This window comes from Bremerella cremea, from assembly GCF_039541315.1.
Classification (GTDB): domain Bacteria; phylum Planctomycetota; class Planctomycetia; order Pirellulales; family Pirellulaceae; genus Bremerella; species Bremerella cremea.
Window position 1 is genome coordinate 973,169 of the sequence record NZ_BAABFZ010000003.1, and the last position, 18,156, is coordinate 991,324.

Annotated in this window: 16 protein-coding genes and 1 riboswitch; of the genes, 10 read left to right on the top strand and 6 right to left on the bottom strand. The window is 56.7% G+C overall.

What is annotated here, in order from left to right:
- The first annotated feature begins 13 nt into the window (after positions 1 to 13).
- The 3 genes from ABD890_RS06180 (at position 14) to ABD890_RS06190 (ending at position 2,296) form a co-directional block, all read left to right on the top strand.
- A complete protein-coding gene (locus tag ABD890_RS06180) occupies positions 14 to 529 on the top strand; it encodes a hypothetical protein (RefSeq protein ID WP_345086934.1) in 516 nt (171 codons plus the stop codon).
- Between the two features lie 93 nt (positions 530 to 622).
- The gene (locus ABD890_RS06185) at positions 623 to 1,435 is read left to right on the top strand and encodes a hypothetical protein (RefSeq protein WP_345086936.1); all 813 of its coding nucleotides are present in this window, start codon (positions 623 to 625) and stop codon (positions 1,433 to 1,435) included.
- Positions 1,436 to 1,471: 36 nt separating this feature from the next.
- Positions 1,472 to 2,296: a hypothetical protein gene (locus tag ABD890_RS06190; RefSeq protein WP_345086938.1), complete on the top strand. Its 825-nt coding sequence runs from the start codon at positions 1,472 to 1,474 to the stop codon at positions 2,294 to 2,296.
- A gap of 85 nt (positions 2,297 to 2,381) precedes the next feature.
- Here ABD890_RS06190 and ABD890_RS06195 read toward each other — a convergent pair whose 3' ends face one another.
- From ABD890_RS06195 to ABD890_RS06210, 4 genes are all read right to left on the bottom strand, one after another.
- Positions 2,382 to 3,773 carry an alkaline phosphatase PhoX gene (locus ABD890_RS06195; RefSeq protein ID WP_345086940.1) on the bottom strand — a complete coding sequence of 464 codons (1,392 nt, stop codon included), beginning with the start codon at positions 3,771 to 3,773 and terminating at the stop codon, positions 2,382 to 2,384.
- Between the two features lie 114 nt (positions 3,774 to 3,887).
- Positions 3,888 to 4,211, bottom strand: coding sequence for a DMT family transporter (locus ABD890_RS06200; protein ID WP_345086943.1), 324 nt, complete (start codon positions 4,209 to 4,211; stop codon positions 3,888 to 3,890).
- 46 nt (positions 4,212 to 4,257) lie between these two features.
- Positions 4,258 to 4,319, bottom strand: a riboswitch (guanidine-III (ykkC-III) riboswitch).
- A 17-nt stretch (positions 4,320 to 4,336) separates the two neighbouring features.
- Positions 4,337 to 5,305, bottom strand: coding sequence for a UDP-glucuronic acid decarboxylase family protein (locus ABD890_RS06205; protein WP_345086945.1), 969 nt, complete (start codon positions 5,303 to 5,305; stop codon positions 4,337 to 4,339).
- A gap of 41 nt (positions 5,306 to 5,346) precedes the next feature.
- Positions 5,347 to 6,672: a UDP-glucose dehydrogenase family protein gene (locus tag ABD890_RS06210; RefSeq protein ID WP_345086947.1), complete on the bottom strand. Its 1,326-nt coding sequence runs from the start codon at positions 6,670 to 6,672 to the stop codon at positions 5,347 to 5,349.
- 233 nt (positions 6,673 to 6,905) lie between these two features.
- Between ABD890_RS06210 and ABD890_RS06215 the strand changes: the two genes are divergently transcribed.
- Positions 6,906 to 8,261: a sugar porter family MFS transporter gene (locus ABD890_RS06215; protein ID WP_373356135.1), complete on the top strand. Its 1,356-nt coding sequence runs from the start codon at positions 6,906 to 6,908 to the stop codon at positions 8,259 to 8,261.
- On the opposite strand, the gene ABD890_RS06220 is transcribed toward ABD890_RS06215, so the two are convergent.
- Positions 8,252 to 8,965, bottom strand: a complete 714-nt coding sequence (locus ABD890_RS06220) for an MBL fold metallo-hydrolase (RefSeq protein ID WP_345086951.1) — start codon at positions 8,963 to 8,965, stop codon at positions 8,252 to 8,254. The genes ABD890_RS06215 and ABD890_RS06220 overlap by 10 nt on opposite strands.
- A gap of 153 nt (positions 8,966 to 9,118) precedes the next feature.
- Here ABD890_RS06220 and ABD890_RS06225 point away from each other — a divergent pair, with 153 nt between their 5' ends.
- Positions 9,119 to 10,060, top strand: coding sequence for an epimerase (locus ABD890_RS06225; RefSeq protein ID WP_345086953.1), 942 nt, complete (start codon positions 9,119 to 9,121; stop codon positions 10,058 to 10,060).
- 12 nt (positions 10,061 to 10,072) lie between these two features.
- Here the strand turns inward: ABD890_RS06225 and ABD890_RS06230 are convergent, their stop codons facing one another.
- Entirely contained in the window at positions 10,073 to 12,610 is a 2,538-nt protein-coding gene (locus ABD890_RS06230; RefSeq protein ID WP_345086955.1) for a LamG domain-containing protein, read from the bottom strand.
- A 278-nt stretch (positions 12,611 to 12,888) separates the two neighbouring features.
- On the opposite strand from ABD890_RS06230, the gene ABD890_RS06235 reads away from it, so the two are divergent.
- From ABD890_RS06235 to ABD890_RS06255, 5 genes are all read left to right on the top strand, one after another.
- Positions 12,889 to 13,710, top strand: a complete 822-nt coding sequence (locus ABD890_RS06235; protein WP_345086957.1) for a phosphate ABC transporter substrate-binding protein — start codon at positions 12,889 to 12,891, stop codon at positions 13,708 to 13,710.
- Positions 13,691 to 14,542 (top strand): phosphate ABC transporter permease subunit PstC, encoded by an 852-nt coding sequence (gene pstC, locus ABD890_RS06240; protein ID WP_345086959.1) that lies wholly within the window; start codon positions 13,691 to 13,693, stop codon positions 14,540 to 14,542. The genes ABD890_RS06235 and pstC overlap by 20 nt, the downstream gene beginning before the upstream one ends.
- The gene (gene pstA / locus ABD890_RS06245) at positions 14,535 to 15,389 is read left to right on the top strand and encodes a phosphate ABC transporter permease PstA (RefSeq protein ID WP_345086961.1); all 855 of its coding nucleotides are present in this window, start codon (positions 14,535 to 14,537) and stop codon (positions 15,387 to 15,389) included. Before pstC ends, pstA begins: the two co-directional genes overlap by 8 nt.
- A complete protein-coding gene (locus tag ABD890_RS06250; protein ID WP_345086963.1) occupies positions 15,386 to 16,144 on the top strand; it encodes a phosphate ABC transporter ATP-binding protein in 759 nt (252 codons plus the stop codon). Before pstA ends, ABD890_RS06250 begins: the two co-directional genes overlap by 4 nt.
- Positions 16,145 to 16,528: 384 nt before the next feature.
- Positions 16,529 to 18,142, top strand: a complete 1,614-nt coding sequence (locus ABD890_RS06255) for a DEAD/DEAH box helicase (protein ID WP_345086965.1) — start codon at positions 16,529 to 16,531, stop codon at positions 18,140 to 18,142.
- The last annotated feature ends 14 nt before the right edge of the window (positions 18,143 to 18,156 follow it).

Below are 18,156 nucleotides of genomic sequence, written 5' to 3' on the forward strand. Positions count from 1 at the left end.
CGCGTTCTTGATCATGTTCGCAATATTGGCGTTTGTGAACTTGTGTGTTCCATTTACCTACGAGGATCGTTTCTTCGGCAAGAAGCTCATCAAAAACATCAGGTCGAGAACCGAGTCGTATATCGAGAGGCCCACATCCACGACCTGTCAGCTCGTCGCCGTCATTCCAGAAGATCGCTGGACGAAACCACGCAACCGGCTTTCCGACGACATCGCCATCATGTGGACCGATCCTTACAGTTCGCAGATCTTTCTGGAAGGAGACCGCCTGCGGTATCACATTCCGATCGGTTCGTTGCTCGAGCTGAAATGCGATCACTTTCGCAAACATCTCACGCAGGTCTGGTATGTCCACCTCACATTTCGCACCGCCGATGGTCCCCACGAACTTTTCCTCCGGCCAGGCGAGAACGGCATCTTCCTGACGGTCTTCAATCGGTCACGCCAGGCTTCCGCCGAGCAACTCTTTCACCGGATCGAACTAGTGATTGCCGAGGCCAAACATCGCCAGCAGACGAAGGCAGATTAACTTCCCACAGAATCTGCTCGAATCTGCCGGTTCGCTACCCTAGAATTCTGGTTACCTCGTTGGCCCCCGTTAGGCATGTTCGGAGCCAGTTGAATGTCGGAACCTGAATTGAATCCGTTCGCTTCGCCTGGTTCGTTCGTCACTCCACTCCCGGAGGACGAACTAGTCCAGCCGTTATGGCCGCTGCAAGCCACCGCCGAAGCAACGATCGAAGACATTCGCGAACAAGATCGTGGCAAGATCTACAACTTCCGCCATCGCATTATAATCAATGTGATTGGCCTCACTCCGGCATTGCTATTCTTTGGCGGCCTCGGACTGATGGCGGTGGGGGGGTGGCAACTCCCTGAGAACCCGCTAGAAGATCGGTGGGACTCTGCATGGAGCTTGCCTCTGCTAGGTATCGGTGCCATCGCGGCGGTGGCCGGCGGGATCTTGTCGACCTTCTATCAACTGCTGCCGGAAGACCTCTATACCTATGGGCGCGTGCGACGTAATTTTGCCCTGCGTCCCGAAGCGATCGTTCTGGCCCAAGACGATCATCGTTTCATCGGGATCACGCCGCGCGAGAAGTGGAAAGTCATCGAGCTCGATACAGCCAGCGACGTAGGGCTTTTGAAACTGGACAAGGCCGAGCGTTCGATTCGGATCGAAGGGGATTATCATCGCTACATTATTCCGGTCGATGCCCTGCTCGACTGCGAAGAAGAGTGCTTCTATCATCCGATCGACAAGACGACCCAGCACTGGCTCATTCGGCTGGTCTTCAACACAAAAAGCGGGCCAGCGGAACTGCTATTCGGCATGAGCCAGATTAGTTTGGGGGAACCTCGCTGGAACAAGCGACGTCAGCAATTGGCGGCAGCCTTCGTTCAGCGTATCCTGGCGTTGCGACAAAGCTCGTAATCCGCAGCAAGACTTGCAACGATCGAAGATGCGTGCATGACGACTCCCGAATTCAATCCTTTTGCTTCCCCCGAGGCGGACCAGCCTGGCAGCGATCAGCCAGAGGCCGATACCACGTTTCCGCTTCAGGCCACAGCGATCGCTCAAATTGAAGAGATCCCAACTCCTTACGCCGGCAAGGTTCGGACGTTGGTCAATCGATTTATGGTGGGCCTGGCGAATGTCATGATTCGTCTGCCGATCGTAGGTGCCGTTTACTTTTTGATTCGCTATGCGCCAGAGTGGATGAACCTGGGCGGGCTCGCTTCGCTGGCGTTGACCGCGCTGGTGATCGGCGTCTTCACGGTCGTTTTCCTGCTGATCAATGCGTTGTGCGAAGACCGCTGGTGGGAAGTGATGATGCGGCGACAGGTCGACCGGCGTCCTTCCCCTTGGATCGTCAGCGCGACCTACCGCAGTCAATTTGTCACGTTGACTTCATCGAAACCGCAGGCGATGGCGTCGTTCCAACTTGGCACGAACGACGCCGAAATCATCGACATCGGCTTGCTGCGTCTCGACCACGACACCGGCGAAATTCTTCTGGAATGTGACCTGCGACGGTATCGGATTCCGCGGGCCTCGCTGCTGGCCTGCGACGTTCGCCAGATCACGCTGCATACGCCTTGGACACCGGTCGTGCGGATTGCCTGTGAAACCTTGACCGGGCCCAGCGAGTTCTGCATTCTCGCCAGCGATACCAATCCGTGGCGGATCTTCGTTCGTCGCTATCGACGGAAGCGAGCCGAAGAGATCGCGGAAGAGATCTACTCGTTGCCCAGCATCCCGGACGAACCAATGCGTCCGGAAATGGCATCGTAGTCATCCGGCGACTTCGCTGTACCAAGAGACAAAAAAAGGCCTGACAACGCGCGGTCGTCAGGCCTCTTGCTTTGGTTCCGTCAGGTTACCGCAGGAAATCGTTCCACGGGCCGGTGATGGCGAACGTCACGCCAGGGGTTTGAATGTTGGCAAACAACCACTTGCCGTCGGGGCTGAAGGTCGAGCCGGCCCATTCTTTATCGACGAACGATCCAGTCAGACCGTTTTGCTCACCGTTGAGCACGATGTTGTTTTCCGCGAAGTTATTCAGGCGACCATCCTTCGTCAGGGTCAGCAGACGCTGTGGTAGCGGGTCTTCCCCTTCGTAGTCGTTGTCTTCGCACAGAATCAAACCGCCCTGTGGACTCACGCAAAGGTTGTCCGGCATGTTCAAGACACGCTTGTTTCGCGATTCGTACAGCAACGTGACCGTCTGGTTCTGCGGATCGAATTGCCAGATCTGGCCAGCCTTCGCGGCACCACCATCGGTCGCGTCGAAGTAGATCAAGTCGTTGCCATACCAGCAACCTTCCAGACGCGAGAAGGTCGAGCCTCCCAGCTTCTTGCCTTGCTCGAAGACCGTTTCCGGTTTGGTGCCGGCAGCGGTCAGTTCGAGACGTGGGTTCGAGATCTTGTGCCAACGAACCGGGAAGCTGGCTCCGTTCTGGAAGCCACCACGGAGGTCAGGCTGGCCGACGACTTCGGCGATTTCCAACACGCCCCCTTCGGCCAACTGGCCTGGCGTGGTAGGACGGAAGCGATAGAGGCCTGACTGACGCTGGTCTTCAGTCAGATAGACGTAGCCAGTCTTGCGGTCGATTGCGACAGCTTCGTGCACGAAGCGGCCCATGTCTTTGATTGGCTTGGCAGTCGCGGTTCCTTCCGCAGGAACTTCAAACACCCAGCCGTGATCTTGCTCGAAGTGAGCGATGTCGTTGCCTTCGGCCGTGCTGGCGTCCGACTCTTCGCAGGTCAACCAACTGCCCCACGGAGTCACACCACCGGCACAGTTGCGAACCGTACCAGAGATCGCCCCGTAAGCCGACACCCAACGTTCCCGTTCGGTATCGAAAGTGAGCTGCGTGCAGCCACCCGTTGCCGAGCGATCGAATGGCTCACCATCTTTGAAATTGAAAGCGGGGCCTGGGTTGCTCATTTCGTGGTTGCGAGTCAGCATCAGTTGGCTGCCTGACTTGGCAATCACGCCCATGCCATCGTGCGCCGGCGGCGTTGGCTGGCCATCCGACATTTCGTCGCCGGTCCATCCGTAAGAGATGTAGCGAAAGCCCTCCGGCAACTTCAACAGCGGCAGACCAGTTGCTTCGTCCTTGATAGGAATCAGCGGGAACGACTGCTTCGCCATTTCCCCCAACGCCACGCGTTCGCCCAGCGTCGACAACGCACTGCCCACGGCAAATGCCCCAAACGCGGAAAAGGTATCGCTGAGAAACTCACGACGCGACTTCGACTCGGCCATGGAAGGGATCTTCTTAAGATTGGGTAAGGACGAAATTGGGAAAGACGCAACTTTACCGAAGAAGCCCCCGAACCCACAAGAAGCTTCATTATTTCTTAATATTTCGCTCGTATATCAAGAGACCGGCATGCTCGCCTTGAGTCCCAGGATGGCTACCACCAACATCCCCAGGAAAAACAAACGCATGCCTGTCACAGGTTCGCCCATTCCGGTCATTCCATAGATGGCGGTTCCGGCGGCGCCGATCCCTACCCAAACGGCGTAGGCCGTTCCCATCGGTAGATCACGAACCGCGACCGAGAGCAGGTACATGCTGGCCACCAAAGCGACCACCGTGATAAAGCTCGGCCAAAAACGGGTGAAACCTTCGGAATACTTAAGCCCTGCTGCCCAAACCACTTCCAGAAGTCCGGCAAGAAACAAAATCCACCACGCCATTGAATCGGTATCCATCAACAAGAGACCACACGAAGTAAAAAAACGTCGTGCGTCGTCTTGTCTTAACCGGGTACGGCGCGTCTCGTCCGGGGCCAGCGAGGCCAATCAATCAAAGATAGCTTAGCTTAGTAGTTGGGCGTCGGCGGTCGGTACGCCGAGAGGTTGATCGACTTGAACCAGTCGATCGTTTTCTGAAGCCCTTCTTCTAACTCAACTTGCGGTTCCCAGTCTAGGTGCTTGCGGGCAAGCGCAATGTCGGGTTGCCGTTGTTTTGGGTCGTCGGCCGGCAGATCGGTGTAGATGATCTCCGATTTCGACCCAGTCATTTTAACCACAAGCTCCGCCAATTGCTTGATGGTGAACTCCTTCGGGTTTCCGATGTTGATCGGACCGACCTGATCTGAGCCCATCAACCGAATGATCCCTTCGACCAGGTCGTCGCGGAAGCAAAACGACCGGGTTTGCGAACCTTCGCCATAGATGGTGATCGGCTCGCCGGTAAAGGCCTGGCGGATGAAATTGGAAATCACCCGGCCATCGTAGGGATGCATCCGAGGACCATACGTATTGAAGATACGTACGATCCGGACCGGCACCTTGTTCATCCGGTGATAGTCCATGCACAGCGTCTCGGCGGCTCGCTTGCCTTCGTCGTAACAAGCACGGATCCCGAGCGTGTTGACGCTACCTCGATAGGTCTCTGGCTGCGGATGAACTTCCGGATCGCCGTAGATCTCGCTGGTCGAAGCAAACAAGTAGCGAGCCCGGCAACGCTTGGCCATGCCCAACAAGTTGATCGACCCCATGACCGACGTTTTCATCGTCTTGATGGGATTGAACTGGTAATGCCCTGGCGCGGCGGGGCAAGCCATGTTGTAGATCTCGTCCACTTCCAGCCACAGCGGGTGGATGATGTCGTGGCGGATGATTTCGAAATTGGGCTCGTTCAACAGGTGAATGATGTTCGACTTCTGGCTCGTGAAGAAGTTGTCGACGCAGATCACGTCGTGCCCCTGGGCAACCAACCTCTCACAGATGTGCGAGCCAAGAAAGCCAGCTCCGCCAGCCACCAAAATACGTTTGATCTGAGCCATTTCCTACGAGCCCTTCCGAGGTACACCAGTAATCCAGGTTGTTAGCTGCTTGCGATATCTACCGGACGTCTGCCCACCGAGAAGTAGGTAAACCCGTGCTTCTCCATGGTTGCCAGATCGAACAAGTTGCGGCCATCGAAGACCGTTGGCGTCTTCATCTTGCTCTTCAGCTTCTTGAAGTCTGGCGTGCGGTATTCGTTCCATTCGGTATTGATCGCCAGGCAATCCACTCCATCCACCGCTTCCATCTCGCTCTTGCAGTATGCCGCGATCTTTTCGCCGAAGATTTCGTTCACGTTCTCCATTGCTTCCGGATCGTGAACACGGATGGTGGCCCCGTTATCAACCAGGTAGTTCAACAACTCCAATGCCGGCGCTTCGCGAATATCGTCGGTCTTCGGCTTGAAGGCGAGCCCCCAAACGCCAAACGTCTTGCCGGCGACTTCGCCACCATAGAAGGCATCGATCTTGCGGACCAGCGAAGCTCGCTGATGGACGTTTACTTCGTCGACCGCTCGCATGATCAAAGGATTCAGTTCCAACGAGTCGGCCAGCGACGCCAATGCCCGAACGTCCTTCGGGAAACAGCTTCCGCCATAACCGAGGCCAGGGAACAGGAACTGGAAACCGATTCGCTGATCGTGCCCCATGCCGATGCGGACATCGTTGATATCGGCCCCGACCTTTTCGCTCAGGTTGGCAATCTCGTTGATGAAACTGATCTTCGTCGCCAGCAGTGCGTTGGCAGCGTACTTGGTCAGTTCGGAGCTTTCAGGGCTCATGAACAAAATCGGCTTGCCGGTCCGCAGCAGTGGTGCGTGCAGCGTATTTAACAGAGCCTCGGCTTCTCGATTGCGGACGCCGCAGACGACGCGGTCTGGGTACATGAAGTCCGAGATGGCCGAACCCTCTTTGAGGAATTCGGGGTTACTGGCGACGTTCACTTCGCGTCCGCACAGCTTGTTCAGCATGTCGTAGACCTTACCGTTGGTCCCGACCGGAACGGTGCTCTTTACCACGACCAGGGCGTCTTTTCGCAACAGCGGGGCGATTCCTTCAACCACTTTCCACACGGCGGAAAGATCAGCGGCTCCGCTATCGGACTGAGGCGTACCGACGGCGATGTAGATTACTTCGGCGTCTGGAATCGCCTCGGCAGCATTGGTGGTGAAATTCAGACGACCTTCTTCGTGATTTCTCAGAACCAGTTCCGAAAGTCCTGGCTCGTAGATCGGAATGATCCCCTGCTTCAAGCCTTCGACCTTCGCCTGATTCACGTCGATGCAAGTAACTTCATTGCCCAAATCGGAAAAACAAGTTCCCGTAACGAGCCCAACGTAACCCGTTCCAATGACTGCTAGCTTCATCTAAATCTTCCTACGTGGAAATCGACCAATCCGTTAATCGGGATAGTTTACCTGGATCTCCTAATTGAAAACAGGTGAACCTGCTGCCCCTGCGAAAGCCTTGAGGGGTGATTCCCTTCCTTTGAAGCAAGAAAATGTTTTTTTAACCTGCTAGAGTGTTAGAAAATGAACAACATGCGTGCCAGCGACCTGGCAAAACTTTTCACTCCTCATCCCATCTCCCCCATTCCCACATCATGCATCGAATTATCTTTTGGTCGGTTACTGCCTCGTTGGCTGGCTTTCTGTTTGGTTTCGACACCGTCGTGATCTCGGGTGCCGAGAAGACCATCCAGTCGCTTTGGGGGCTGCAAGACTTCTATCACGGGCTGGCATTGAGTGCCGCGTTGTGGGGCACCGTGCTGGGGTCGATGCTGGGATTCTGGCCGACCGATCGGTTCGGCCGAAAGAAGACACTGCTTTCGGTCGGCGTGCTGTACCTGGTCTCGGCAATCTGGTCTGCGCTGGCCAACGATCCGATCTCGTTCATGATCGCGCGCTGGATCGGTGGCGTGGGCGTCGGCATCTCGACCGTGGCGGCCCCGCTCTATATCTCCGAGATTTCGCCCCCTAACAACCGTGGCAAGCTGGCTGGCATGTTCCAGTTCAATATTGTCTTCGGGATTCTCATGGCGTTCCTGTCGAATGCCCTGATTGCTCGCTGGTTCGCCGCTTCCCAGGTCGAACTGCAAGACGACGTCGCATGGCGCTGGATGCTGGGCGTCGAGGCAATCCCCGCGCTGATCTATTCGTTTTTCTGCTTTGGCCTGCCCGAAAGTCCTCGCTGGTTGATTGCCCGCAAGGGGGATCGTGAAGCGGGCATTGCCGTTCTGAAACAGATCGTCCCAGACGGTTCGCCCGGCAAGGTGGAAGCATTGGCTGACGAAATCGAGATCGGAGCCCAGCAAACGGTTGCCTCGGGCAGCATCTGGCAAGGCAAGCTAAAGGTTCCTCTGATGCTGGCCTTTCTGATCGCGTTCTTTAACCAACTGTCCGGTATCAACGCGGTGCTTTACTTCGCTCCGCGAATTTTCGAGATGACCGGTCTCGGAGAGGAGGCGGCCCTGCTTCGTTCGGTCGGAATCGGAGTGACAAACCTGATCTTCACGTTTGTCGGCCTCGCCCTGATCGATCGCCTGGGGCGACGAACTTTAATTGTCATCGGTTCGCTCGGCTACATCGGTTCGCTTGGCCTGTGCTCGTTGGCTTTCGCAACCGAGAACTACTCGGTCGTGCCTCCGTGCATCTTCGCTTTCATCGCCGCCCATGCCGTCGGTCAGGGTGCCGTGATCTGGGTGTTCATCTCCGAGATCTTCCCGAACCGTTATCGCGCCGGTGGTCAGGCCGTGGGTAGTTTTACCCACTGGTTCTTTGCAGCCGCGTTGACGCTCTGCTTCCCGACGATGGTTGCCGTTATGCCGGCCAGTGCCGTATTCGCGATCTTCTGCGGCATGATGATCCTGCAGTTGATCTGGGCGATTGTCTTCATGCCGGAAACGAAAGGCGTTCCCCTGGAAGAAATCGAACGCCAGCTCGGTATTCACGAATAGTCTTCGTGCCCGGCACATTTGACACGTTCAAACAGACGTTCCATCCGCTGTAGATGAACGTCTGGCGGAGCGTCGCTGCCATGATTCGGCAGCACGCCAGCCGGCTTCAGCCCCAGAGCTTTGCCGATACTGCGGACGTTTTCAGCAGAGTCGTTGTTGAAGATCTCGAGCGGCAGCCGGCCCCCTGCCCGATAGCTGACGAATAGATCGGCTGTGAACAGCAAGCGTTCTTTCTCTAGCAGGAAGCCCATGTGCCCCTGGGTGTGTCCAGGCAAATGAACGGTTTTGATCCCGGAGAGAATCTCGATCCGATCGCCATCATCCAACCATCGATCCGGCTGGAATCGCTGGTACCCCAACGCGAAACGCCCGGTCGCTTCCAGCCAGCCGGTTACCCGTGAGTTCCCCTCGTAATGCGGCTTCCCTGCGTAGTGCAAAGCATCGAGCCGCGTGGCCGCGATCCATGCACCGGTCGTCTTCGCCAGATAGGCGACATTGAAGATGTGGTCGAGGTGACCATGTGTCACCAGAATGCCTCGGATCGGCAGATCGTTCCAGCCATGCTGCCGCAGCGTGTTTTGCAGCATTCGCACGCCTCCGACGAACCCGCCATCAATAACGTACAGACCTTCCTCGTCCCGCAGAACATAAAAGTTCAACGCCGGCGTACGGACTTGCAAGATTCCAGGATGAACGATTTGCATCGGAAAACTCATTCGCGAAGCGACTCGGATCTATCCTTCAACATAAATCCCTTGGCCCCGCTCGGTAAGGAGCCTGAATTCAGGTTATCGCCTTCCCCTTCTCTGCGGTTACCGCCGTGACCCATTACTCAGTCATTGCCGCTGGAAGCTACCTTGGACACATCAACCGATCTTCGACCAATCGTTATCGCCGGTGGCAGCGGCTTTTTGGGAATCTCGCTGGCCAATCATCTCGCCCGACTAGGCCAACCGGTCGTTATCTTGTCACGCAACGTACCTCGCATTGACGGCAATTGGACGCATGTAGCTTGGGACGGACGTAGACCGGGGCCGTGGAGCAATTGCTTGGAAGGTGCGGCCGGCGTCGTGAATCTTGCCGGCCGGACGGTCGACTGCATCAAGACACCTGCCCATCGAGATGAAATCTTGCGATCACGGATCGAATCGACACGGGCACTCGGCCAAGCGATGCGAACACTCTCCGACCCTCCACCGGTCTGGGTGCAGATGGGAACAGCTCATATCTATGGCGATCCGGCCGTCAGTCGCTGCGACGAAAGCTCGGCGTTCGGGACCGGGTTTGCACCGATGGTTGGACAAGCCTGGGAAGAAGAATTCGCTTCGGCCAAACTGGCTGACCAACGAGGAGTCGTTTTACGAACCAGCTTTGTCATTGGCAAAGATCGCGGCGTCGGCGGTGGTGCGTTGGCTCGTTTAGCAATGCTGACTCGCTGGGGTCTCGGCGGCAAGATCGGCTCGGGCCACCAAGGCATCAGTTGGATTCACGAAGCCGACATGAACCGCTTGTTTCTGAAAGCTCTCACCGATTCCTCCATGAGCGGAGCGTATATCGCCTCGTCGCCCAATCCTGTCCCTCAGGTCGAATTCATGCGAGGGCTGCGCGAGGCAGTGCGTATGCCGATTGGCCTGCCCGCGTTCCGGTGGATGGTCCAGATCGGTGCCCCTTGGCTGTTGAATACCGATCCGGAACTGGCACTGCTTGGCCGCTACGTTATTCCTCGGCGACTGCTGAACGATGGCTTCTCGTTTCAATTCCCGGAAGTTAACCCAGCCTTGGCAGACTTGCTGGCATAGTGGTTGCGGAAGCTACTGCACTTCCACCCACTTGATGATGCGGATCCCTTTGCCTTCATGCCCTGTCGCCAGAGCCAGGATTTCCGCCGGACATAAAGCACGCGTAAATACCCGCACGTCATCCACACGACCATCGAGGTAGTTGCCAGTCGGGGAATAAACGCCTTCGCCGATTTTGAAGCTGTAGCTACTCGTTCCATAGGAACTCGTATTGCCACTTGCCGAGGCAACCTGAAGTCCGTTTACATAGGCGACGATTTCTTTGCCGTTGCCAACGGCAGCCACATGTATCCACTGTCCAGCCGTAAGCGTTCCGCCAACATACAATGCGCCGCCATTCGCCGTCCATAAATGGACTTGCCCGGTTCCTCCCAGGATGCCAAATTCGATCACGTCGTTCTGGCCGAAGAACGATTGGTTCGCATTTAGGGTATCGAGGTAAACCCAGCCAGCCATCGTGAATTGCGGTAATGAATTCAACAGACTCTTGTTGCTGGTAATGTATTGCGTCGAGCCATCCAGTTCGACCGCGGTTCCCAGCGTTGAACTGTCAGGCCCGGTAGTTCCCAGTGTCGGTGCACCGTAAAAGGTGGCATCGTTTTTCGCAGCGGTTGAATCATACGCAATCGAACCACTCGTTTCGTCCAGTTCGTAGTGTGCCGCGACGCCAGCCAGTTGTAACACCTCCGACTCCAGGATCTTGCGGTTGTAGAGTCGAAAATCGCGCATGGTCCCTTGCCAGTATTCGGTCGAACCGGTTCGCGTGCCGAACGACAGGATACCTCCGGTCTGGGTGCTCAGATCAACACTCGAAACGCCACTCTTGTGAAGTTCTCCATCGATATAGATCGCGTAGGTATCGTCAGCGTTGTCGTAGCTGGCGACAAAGTGATAGGCTTTCATCGTTTCATCGAGAGGTTCGGTTGTGAAGAAGCCGCCATCGATCCCGTTGCCGTTGACGTCGCAGTAAACCACGCCGTCGGCTGCCTGACGGATCTCGTAATTGTCGCCGATCCCCCACAGCCGCTGATTGTTGGCGTAGGGTGCTTCGCTGATGAACCAGAAGGCAATCGAACCTTGCTCAGGTGGAGTCACGCTCGAATTGGTCGTTGCCACCGCACCAGAGCCATTGAAGGCCAGAGCAACGTTCCCTGCACAATCGGTCGTCCAGGTTGCTCCGCTAATGTTGGCGTGGTTTTTGAACGCCGAACTATCACTGGCGACGCTGCCACTTCCTTCGTTGAACTTCCAATGCCCGATCAATCCATATAGATCCGCGACTTGCGTCTCGGAAAGCTTGTAGTTGTAGATTCTCAGATCATCAATCGTCCCGTCAAAGCGATCCGCGGTGCCGGTGCGTGTTCCGAGCGATAGATAATTGCCGGAAGGGTCGTTCAATCCCACCGAGCCCGAGCGATGAAGCTTGCCGTTCACGTAAATCGTGAACGTATCGCCGATCGAATCGTAGATCGCGACAATGTGGTACCACTGATTAATCGTGTTGAGTGCCGTGGTGGTTTCAAACGAACCCGAGGTATTATTCGCCCCGAGATCGAAGCCGACGATACCGTTCGGTTCGATGCGAATTTCCCAGTCGTCCCCAGTCCCGAGGATCCGTTCGGTGCTGGTCACCGCGTCGTCACGCTTCATCCAGAAGGCGACGCTGCCCTGGGCAGGCGGATCGAAAACGGCACTCGAACGCACGTCATTTCCACCACTAAAGTCGAGTGCCCCATTCCGTGGCCCCGTTTTCCAGCTTGGCGTTCCGGTTTGGAAGCTACCGTTACGATTCGATCCTGAAGCATCAAAGATCGTCCCACCGGCACCTTCGTCGAGTTTCCAGTGCAGCAACGTTTGATCGGCGGTCGCCCGGGCATAGTTCAACGCCTCTTGAACGACATAAAGACCGGTACCATTGATCGAACTCCACTGGAACGGCTCGCCACCAAAAGGCAGACGCACACGGCGTCCCGACGCAATCGAGTTGCCCGAGATGTTGTTCGCAAGCTGGGCTCCCTTTTCGAGGGTAACAATGGTCACCTTGCCGGTGCTGCTGGTCGTTCGGGCAACGATCTGCGCCCCAGGAGCGACATTGCCTTCCATCTGCGTCAGTTGCTGTGTGGTGCCGGTAATGCCAACGTTTTGATTGCTGCCCAGCACCCAGATGGACGTACCGGATCGTTCTGAACCCGGGGCATCCGAAAAGCCGAAGTCATCGTCGAGGAAGTTTTCTTCGTTGATCACGCCCAGTGAAGTGGTACGAAGCTTGGTCCCCAGATCGGCGCTGTTAACTTCTTCGGAAACGTAGACGACTTGCGCACCAAGTGTGGCCGAATCGATCGCTGCCTGAGAGCTACCAGACCAGATCGTCGTGACCGCGTAGCCCCATGATTGAAACGAAGATCGTCGTGCTGACTCTTCCCCGGTCAGCGATCCATTGTTGGCGGTTACCAACAAGATGGTATCGGCCTGAGCGATCGGCGCAGTAACGCTTCCCACTGCCAACAGCAGGACGAGCAGGAGCAGCCGAAACCGATTCGAGGACAACATCGAAGACCTGAGGAATTTGCGCGGAAAATGATCCACCCCGAAATGGGCTCTCAAAGATAGGTCAACCTAAATAGGTTTCAAATCAACAGAACCGGCAAAAGCCGCATAAGATGACAACAAACGGGCGATGCGATGGCACTTTTTACCTCGATGGTGCCACTAAGGAAGCCTCGGCCGGAACGGGGGGCGGGCATTGACACTCTAACATTCACTTGACTATCAATATGAAGACCTCGTGAAGACAACCACCTCACTTCCTTCGCCAGAGAAACCTGCTCATGCTACGCGTTCTTGCGTGCTTTGCCGTAACCTGCCTGCTGCCGCTTGCCGGATGCGGGCTTGGAAGTTCGTCGACGGACGACCGGATCACAGTGACTGGCTCCAGCACGATCGCTCCGCTGTTAACCGAAATTGCCCGTCGTTATGAAGAGTTGCACCCTGGCGTTCGTATTGATGTGCAAACCGGAGGAACGGGCAAAGGGATCGCCGATGTCCGTCAAGGTGTTGCCGAGATTGGAATGGCAAGCCGTGAACTTAAATCAGACGAGTCCGACCTGACCGTGCATCCCTTGGCCGCCGATGGCGTGGGAATGATCATTCACGCAGAGAACCCGATCGCCGAGCTCAGCGATTCGCAGATCGTCGCCATCTATCGCGATGACGTGAACAACTGGAAAGATTTAGGTGGGCCAGATCTTCCGATTCAAGTCGTTCACAAAGCGGAAGGGCGAGCCACGCTGGAAGTCTTCCAGAAGTACTTCCAAATCGAAAACACCGCCGTCAAACCGGACGTCATCGTGGGACACAACGAGCAAGGCATCAAGACGGTTGCCGGTGCCCCTGGTGCCATCGGTTATGTCTCGATCGGTACCGCTGAAGCCGATATTCAGGCCGGTCTTCCGATTCGCTTACTCCCGCTGGCTGGCGTTATTGCATCGACGGCAACGGTCGCGGATGGCACGTTTCCGATGAGTCGTCCCTTGCATCTGGTCACGAAGGGAGAAATCGATCCGGTCACGGCCGACTTCATTGCGTTCGCCCAGTCGGATCAGGTTCATGATCTTATCACGGAGCAGTACTTTGTCCCGCTCGCTCGCTGATCGCTGCCTGCGATGGGGAACCGCGACCGCGGCAATGCTGTCAGGATCGATCGTGCTGCTGGTGATTGTTTTCTTATGGAAAGAATCGTGGCCGGCGTTGAAAGAACTGGGGTTGGTTCGCTTCTTCACCGATGCCAGTTGGCATCCCCTTTCCGATCGCTTTGGCCTGTTACCAATGATCGCGGCGACCTTGGCGACAACGCTCGGCGCGGTGCTTGTCGCCACACCGCTTGGCATTGGCTCGGCAATCTTCACGCAGTTCTACGCACCGCCGCGGCTAGCACGCTGGTATCGACGCCTGATTGAACTGCTAGCCGGGATTCCTTCCGTGGTGTATGGCCTGTGGGGGCTGGTTGTGCTGGTGCCGATCATGTCACACCTCGGCGGAACGGGCCAAGGTTTGCTAACCGCAATTTGCGTTCTGGCACTGATGATTCTGCCGACAGTCTCGTTAACTGCCGATGTCGCATTGGGCAGCGTGCCATCAAATTGGCTGCAAGGTGCCGCCGCGTCGGGCCTACGTCCTTGGACGATCGCCACACAGGTCGCTTTGCCCGCAGCACGCAGTGGCATCGGGGCCGGAGTGATGCTGGCAACGGCCCGGGCAATCGGCGAAACGATGGCGGTGTTGATGGTGGCTGGCAATGTCGTGAAAATGCCCACCTCGCTGAGCGGGCCGGTACGAACCTTAACGGCGAACATCGCCAGCGAAATGGGCTATGCCTCGTCGAGCCATCGCGCTGTGCTGTTTGTGAGTGGCCTGCTGCTAATGGTTGCCGCAGCGGGGATCGTGCTTCTCGCGGAATGGCTACGAGGTGACCGCCATGAATAATCACCGCTGGAAAGAAAGCATCCCTACCGCCGCGATGTGGAGCATCGCGATTCTGATTACGGCTCTTCTAGCATGGATCTTGTGCGACATTGCCTGGCGTGGCTTCTCGCATGTCAGTTGGGATTTTCTGACCAGTGAACCGCGCGATGCTGGTCGGCAAGGTGGGATCGCCCCGATGATCGTTTCGACGCTGCTGATCCTTTGCGTCTCGCTTTCGATTGCGTTTCCACTTTCTTTAGGTACCGCAATCTGGCTGGTCGAGCAGACACGGCAAACATCGCTCGGTGGGCGAGCCATACGCATGAGCCTCGACGCTTTAGCCGCGGTTCCTTCGATTGTGTTTGGTCTGTTCGGCAATGCCTTCTTTTGTGTCTTGCTGGGCATGGAGTACTCCATCTTGAGCGGTGGCCTCACGCTGGCTTGTATGTTGTTGCCGATTTTGACACGCGTGACCGAAGAAGCTCTCCGCTCGGTGCCAACCGAATTTCAGCATGCGTCCGCGGCAGCTGGTTTAACGAAGACGACGACACTGCTTTACATCACGCTGCCGACCGCTGGTCCCACGATTGCGGCCGGAGCGGTTCTCGGCATTGGTCGCGCCCTGGCAGAAACCGCTGCCTTGATCTTCACCGCCGGCTATGTCACCCGGATGCCTGGCTCGGTGTGGGATTCCGGCAGATCGCTGAGTGTTCACATCTACGACATGGCGATGAACGTCCCCGGCGGAAACTCCCAGGCCTACGCCACAGCCCTGGTCCTGATTGTGATGTTGTTGATCGTGAACATGACAGTGGTTAGCTTGATTCGCTTGGGATCGAATCGGATCAGTGGGAGGAATGCAAGATGATTCGCACCGAATCGCTGAGTGTTCATTACGGCGAGACGACGGCAATCCGCGAGGTATCGCTACAGGTTCCGGAAGGCCACGTCACGGCAATCGTTGGTCCGTCAGGTTGCGGGAAGAGCAGTTTCCTGCTGACTTTGAACCGCATGATCGATTTGATCCCAGGCGCGACCACAACCGGCCGAATATTGATTGGCGGCCAGGACATTTATAAGCCTGGCTTGGACACCGTCCAGCTTCGGCGGCGAGTCGGCGGGATCGCTCAAAAACCGAATCCATTTCCGTTGTCGATCCGGAAGAACATTCACCTTGTCCTGAAAGCCCAACAGAACCGAACCCGGGCCGAGCTCGACGAGATCACCGAGACGGCTCTGCAAGATGTGGGACTTTGGGACGAGGTTAAAGATCGACTCGACCGCCCTGCCCTACAGCTATCTGGCGGCCAGCAGCAGCGTCTGTGCATTGCCCGAGCGTTGGCCTTAAAGCCTTCCTATCTTCTGATGGACGAGCCCTGCAGTGCCTTGGACCCGATCGCTTCGGCCAAGGTCGAAGGCCTGATCGAGGACCTGCGACGACGGTATACCATCGTGATTGTGACCCATAACCTGGCTCAGGCCCGGCGGTTGGCAGACGATGTCGCCGTTTTCTGGGTTCAGGACGGATCGGGGCAAATGATTGAGTTTGGGACCAGTGAAAAAGTCTTTTCCACCCCGGACAATCCCACCTCGGCCGCCTATTTGAGTGGAATTCAGGGGTAAACTGCGGGAAAACACGCCTATCCGACCAGGCCTGCGTCGAGTAAGATGTGAGGCAACAAGGTGTGAGACTTAACGGCAGATTAGGCCGTTCAAGTTCATTCGATTCGATATTAGCGGTCACCTGGACCGAGACGCCCATCAGACTGGCAGTCTCATTTGCTTATCCCAGGTTGCTCGTTCTCTCGACCGCGACTGATCCTCTTGCCCCTTACGGCCACTCCCACGCAGACGTGATTTGCGTGAAGATTTCCCTGCTATCGGAAGCAGGCTTGCTGGCCGACATTTTGGCAACGCCCAAACATACGGGCTGATGGTTTGCGCCCAGGGTCCCCCTACAGGTACCTCGTAGGGCTACCATTCCATCTTTGGAAAGCATGACTGTAGATGAAGTTTACCGAAATCCAATTGGCTCAACCCTTCCAGCAAGCTTTGGCCAAGCTGAAGTACGAAACCGCTTCGCCGATTCAAGCACAAGCGATCCCGGTTTTGCTGGACGGAAAAGACCTGATTGGCTGTGCCCAGACTGGTACCGGCAAGACGGCCGCATTTGCGCTGCCGATGCTGCACCGGATTCTGGAAACCCTACCTCCCAAGCCACCAACTGAGCGAGTGAAGGGCAAACGCGTTCATAATGGACAGCAGACGCCTTCGCGTCCGTTGCGTGCGTTGGTGTTGGCCCCAACTCGTGAACTGGCCGCCCAGATCGGCGAAAGCTTGAAGAAATACGGCCAGGGAACTCCGCTGAAGCACACCGTGATCTTCGGTGGTGTCTCGCAGCATCCTCAGGTTCGCGATCTTCGCTGGGGCGTCGATACCCTGGTCGCAACGCCTGGTCGTTTGCTCGACCTGATGGACCAAGGTCACATCGACCTGTCGCAGCTCGAGATCCTTTGCTTCGACGAAGCGGATCAAATGCTCGACATGGGCTTCTTGCCGGCACTCAAGCGAATTGTGGCTGCTGTGCCTGAGCAGCGTCAGACCGTGATGTTCTCGGCGACGATGCCTCCAGAAATTCGCGAGCTGGCCCAGAAGTGGCTGACCAACCCAGTTGCCATCCAGGTCGCTGCCGTAGCAGCCCCTGCCGAACGAATCACCCAGTCGGTGCATTACGTCGACAAAAGGATGAAGGGCGCTCTGCTGTCGCGTTATCTGCAAGATACGCCGCGCAGCCGAACCCTGGTCTTCGTTCGCACCAAGCACGACTGCGACAAGATTGTCCGACAGTTGGAAAAGGATGGTCTGCGTGCCGCTGCCATTCACAGCAACAAGAGTCAGGCCGTTCGCAGTCGTACGCTGGCCCAGTTCAAGAGCAATCGACCTCCTGTGCTGGTCGCAACCGACATTGCCGCTCGCGGTTTGGACGTGAACGATGTTTCGCACGTGGTGAACTTCGATCTGCCAGAATCGCCAGAAACCTACGTGCACCGTATCGGCCGAACGGCTCGTGCCGGCGCCGAAGGGGTAGCCGTTTCGTTCTGTGCCAGTGCCGAACGGAGGCTGCTGCGTCAGATCGAACGTCTGACTCGTATCGAAATTCCAGTTGAACCTGCCCTCGAAGGTTTTGAGACTACGGAACCGTTTGTCCGTGACGAACCTCGTCGCAACGACCGTCGCGGTGGTGGATACCGTGGCAATGGTTCCGGCGGCTCGCGTCGCTTTGGTAACAAGTCGTCCGGCAGCAGTGGCGGTGGCGGCGGTTATGGGAAGAAGCCTCGTCGGTCGAGTGGTTCGAAGCCACACGCCAGCGAAGGCAACCATTCCGACTCGTCGAGTCACACCTCACAGGAATCGGGGGGTCGCACCTTCACCAAGAAGAAGCCACGTCGCCTCAACTCGAAGCCGAACGCAAACGAAGGCAGTCACTCGGAGCCAGCGCACAACTCGCAAGAGTCGGGCGGACGCATCTATCCGAAGAAGAAGCCACGTCGCATCGGCGGTGGCCAGGCTGCGGCCGGTGGCCAGGGCAAGCAAAAACGTCGCCGTCCCGCGAGTGCGTAACGCGACGTTAGACG

Excerpts from the sequence above, each read along its gene's own strand:
- ABD890_RS06235 (WP_345086957.1), top strand. The coding sequence starts at position 12,889 with ATGCTACGCGTTCTTGCGTGCTTTGCCGTAACCTGCCTGCTGCCGCTT.
- ABD890_RS06200 (WP_345086943.1), bottom strand. The coding sequence starts at position 4,211 with ATGGCGTGGTGGATTTTGTTTCTTGCCGGACTTCTGGAAGTGGTTTGG.
- ABD890_RS06255 (WP_345086965.1), top strand. The coding sequence starts at position 16,529 with ATGAAGTTTACCGAAATCCAATTGGCTCAACCCTTCCAGCAAGCTTTG.
- ABD890_RS06185 (WP_345086936.1), top strand. The coding sequence starts at position 623 with ATGTCGGAACCTGAATTGAATCCGTTCGCTTCGCCTGGTTCGTTCGTC.
- ABD890_RS06205 (WP_345086945.1), bottom strand. The coding sequence starts at position 5,305 with ATGGCTCAGATCAAACGTATTTTGGTGGCTGGCGGAGCTGGCTTTCTT.
- ABD890_RS06190 (WP_345086938.1), top strand. The coding sequence starts at position 1,472 with ATGACGACTCCCGAATTCAATCCTTTTGCTTCCCCCGAGGCGGACCAG.
- ABD890_RS06210 (WP_345086947.1), bottom strand. The coding sequence starts at position 6,672 with ATGAAGCTAGCAGTCATTGGAACGGGTTACGTTGGGCTCGTTACGGGA.
- ABD890_RS06195 (WP_345086940.1), bottom strand. The coding sequence starts at position 3,773 with ATGGCCGAGTCGAAGTCGCGTCGTGAGTTTCTCAGCGATACCTTTTCC.
- ABD890_RS06180 (WP_345086934.1), top strand. The coding sequence starts at position 14 with ATGTTCGCAATATTGGCGTTTGTGAACTTGTGTGTTCCATTTACCTAC.
- pstA (WP_345086961.1), top strand. The coding sequence starts at position 14,535 with ATGAATAATCACCGCTGGAAAGAAAGCATCCCTACCGCCGCGATGTGG.
- ABD890_RS06250 (WP_345086963.1), top strand. The coding sequence starts at position 15,386 with ATGATTCGCACCGAATCGCTGAGTGTTCATTACGGCGAGACGACGGCA.
- ABD890_RS06220 (WP_345086951.1), bottom strand. The coding sequence starts at position 8,965 with ATGCAAATCGTTCATCCTGGAATCTTGCAAGTCCGTACGCCGGCGTTG.
- ABD890_RS06230 (WP_345086955.1), bottom strand. The coding sequence starts at position 12,610 with ATGTTGTCCTCGAATCGGTTTCGGCTGCTCCTGCTCGTCCTGCTGTTG.